Annotated in this window: 2 protein-coding genes; one reads left to right on the forward strand and one right to left on the reverse strand. The window is 62.8% G+C overall.

From position 1 onward, the window contains the following. Nucleotides 1-627 (forward strand): endonuclease III (locus PLJ71_04300; GenBank protein ID HQM47883.1); only part of this gene is annotated, 627 nt, incomplete at its 5' end. Here the strand turns inward: PLJ71_04300 and PLJ71_04305 are convergent. Further along, nucleotides 624-1,820, reverse strand: a 1,197-nt coding sequence (locus PLJ71_04305; protein HQM47884.1) for a GNAT family N-acetyltransferase, incomplete at its 5' end; no start/stop codon positions are given. The genes PLJ71_04300 and PLJ71_04305 overlap by 4 nt on opposite strands.

Raw genomic sequence — 1,820 nt, forward strand, 5'->3', positions numbered from 1 at the left:
ACGATTCTGTCGCAGAACACGAACGACACCAACAGTGGCCGGGCCTACGACGCCATGCGCGAGACCTACCCGACGTGGGAAGAGGTGATGTCCGCCCCGCCACGGCAACTCGAGAAAGTTCTCAGACCCGGCGGCCTCGCAAGAACCAAAACCGCACGCATTCAGCGCATCCTGAGATCGATCGCGGATGGCGGGACGCTTTCGCTGGACTCCCTCGCGGAAATGACCAATGAAGAGGCCGAGGCGTACCTGCTGGGGTTTGACGGCGTGGGCTACAAGACCGCGCGGTGCGTGCTCATGTTTGAGCTCGGCCGCGATGTATTCCCCATCGACACCCACATCCATCGTGTATTGATGCGCGTGGGGGTCATCCCGCAACGCATGAATGTAGACCGCGCGCATCAGCATCTCCCGGGGCTCATCGAGAAAGGGCGGTGTTACCCGCTGCACATCAACCTGATTCGCCACGGACGGCGGCTTTGTCATCCGAAGAACCCGAAGTGCTCGGCATGTCCGCTCCGGCGCCGGTGCGCTTTCTACTTCGTCGAGGGCAGCCTTTCGAAAACAGGCGCCACTTCCGGACCTTTGAAGCCGTCAGACCGCCGAAAGAAGCTCACCGCGGACTAGAACGGCCAGTCGAACCGCGGTGCGGGAAGGCGGAACGCCCAGTCCAACTCCTCGAGCAACTCCTGCGGCCCGTCCAATTCATCGGTGACCGCGAGCCCCGTCGCCGGCACGGCCCCCAGCCACATTCGCGTGAACGCATTGATCGACGCCCGCAGTGTGGGGAGTTCCTTCGCTGTTCCTGCTCGAGCGGCGCAATCAGCCCCGAGCGTGACGATATAGGCGCCCGCGGTACCGCGCCATGCCGTGCCGTCGTCCAGGTACTGCGCGATGGGGTCGGCAACATTCAGGTTGAACCGCATCTCGCCGCACCGCAAATGAGTTTTGGCCAGGCATTTCGGGAGGTCCAGGATGCGGGCTTGCCTCGCAGCGAAGGCCTTCTGGCTGAGTTTGAAGCGGCCTTCTTCGCGCACGCTCAGCTCGCGAAATGGATTCCGGAGGACATCCTGGAGGGATATCCCCGGCGGCTCGAAAAGCTTGACCACGCGCACTTGATCGCCCATTCCCGATATCAGAGCAAGGAGTTCCCTGAGTTGCCCGGCAGTCTTATATGCCATCCAGGAGAGCCAATACGGTCCGGCGCCGGGTTTCTCAGGCAAAATCCACATGGCGTGCGACAACGCGCCGGAGGAGGCGTCGCGGTACCCCAAGCCGAACGCGTCTTTCGAGCCCAACATATCCGCGCGCGTCATTTCAGGGGGCAATAGTATGCAGGAACCATGCACGCGCCGCCGGGAGATGCGGCATTGATGCACTGCCTCATAGTCCCCGGCTCCGAAACGACATGGCGGCCGAAACCCCGCGTCCACGCGGATGTGGCCCGGATCGATCAGGAATAGATGTTCGCAGGCGCCCGTTCCGAACCCGAGCAGGTTGTAGAAACCTTGGTCGAACATGCCCAGTGCGGCCACTTCCGCGCCGTTCCCGGCTTCGAGCGCAAGAGCCTGCGCGGTAAGACGCTTCGCGAGCCCCTGCCTTTTTGCGACATGGCTCGTGCAGACCGCCCGGACGCAGGCCAGCGAGAGGTCCGTATCCACGTATCGCATCTGGCCAGGCGTCATGAGGACCGCGCATTCGGCGGCCCCGTTGACATCGGCAACTACCGCGTTCCCCGACGAAAGGAATGCATCCAGGCGCTCCTGATGGCGGATGTTTTCACGTTCCTGCCACCCCACCTCCTCCCAGATGCGGTGAAC

Source organism: Candidatus Hydrogenedentota bacterium (genome assembly GCA_035416745.1).
Lineage (GTDB): Bacteria > Hydrogenedentota > Hydrogenedentia > Hydrogenedentales > SLHB01 > UBA2224.